General features: G+C 43.0%; 2 protein-coding genes. One reads left to right on the forward strand and one right to left on the reverse strand.

The features are described from left to right. A partial coding sequence (locus IE107_RS34565) for a hypothetical protein (RefSeq protein WP_444545026.1) occupies positions 1–307 on the forward strand: 307 nt, incomplete at its 5' end. Positions 308–345: 38 nt separating this feature from the next. Here the strand turns inward: IE107_RS34565 and IE107_RS34570 are convergent. Then, the gene (locus tag IE107_RS34570; RefSeq protein WP_007755891.1) at positions 346–576 is read right to left on the reverse strand and encodes a hypothetical protein; all 231 of its coding nucleotides are present in this window, start codon (positions 574–576) and stop codon (positions 346–348) included. Between the last annotated feature and the right edge of the window lie 157 nt (positions 577–733).

The raw sequence follows: 733 nt of genomic DNA on the forward strand, positions 1-733 counted from the left end.
TGTAAGTTTCAACTTCTATCCAATATTCAAGCCAGAGCATCGTGATGCAGAGCTATACAAAAAAGAGCTACAAAAGCAAACCGGGCTTTCATGGGATTTAGGTAGGCAAGTGATAAGTTACTTAAAAACATCTTTGGAGTTCTCCGATAAAGAAATCAAAAACAACCGGGATTTATTTGTAACAGCACAAATGGAACTTCCAGACATCATGACAGAACTCGCCATACTTAGAGGAAAATCAAGGACAAAAACAAATCCAAAAGGGTGGATTATAAACGCCCTTAAAGGGAAAATCAAGGATAAGTGACAAGATTACCCCGGTATATTTCAGCCGGGGTAATCTTGTCAAATCAGAGGAACGATTTCCATTTCTACACCAAGCTCTTTCATCTGCCGCTGTATTTCCTCGCTGCTTAGTTTCTCTTTCGCCAGTACAAGCCCATGAAAGGCGTCCCAGCCTGCCGGCTTCGAAACGATACTACCGTTTAGGACAGCATGGGTGATTTCGCCGCCGGACTTCGCACCCTTGTTCAGTATGAAGAAGAACCGGGGTTCTTCGTGTTCCGTTGTTCCCATAATTCGTAAAGTTAGAGTTTATTTGTTTCCCTTTTGTTCCCTTGCCTGCTCTTGGAAGTATTCATAATACTGCTTGTAGTTGTCCCGGTCTTTGGCTGCATCCGTCCAAAGATAGCACATGAAACAAGCGAACAATAGGGAGATAACAGCACAAAGG

Origin of the sequence: Streptomyces gelaticus (assembly GCF_014649535.1) — a bacterium.
Classification (GTDB): domain Bacteria; phylum Actinomycetota; class Actinomycetes; order Streptomycetales; family Streptomycetaceae; genus Streptomyces; species Streptomyces gelaticus.

Excerpts from the sequence above, each read along its gene's own strand:
- IE107_RS34570 (WP_007755891.1), bottom strand. The coding sequence starts at position 576 with ATGGGAACAACGGAACACGAAGAACCCCGGTTCTTCTTCATACTGAAC.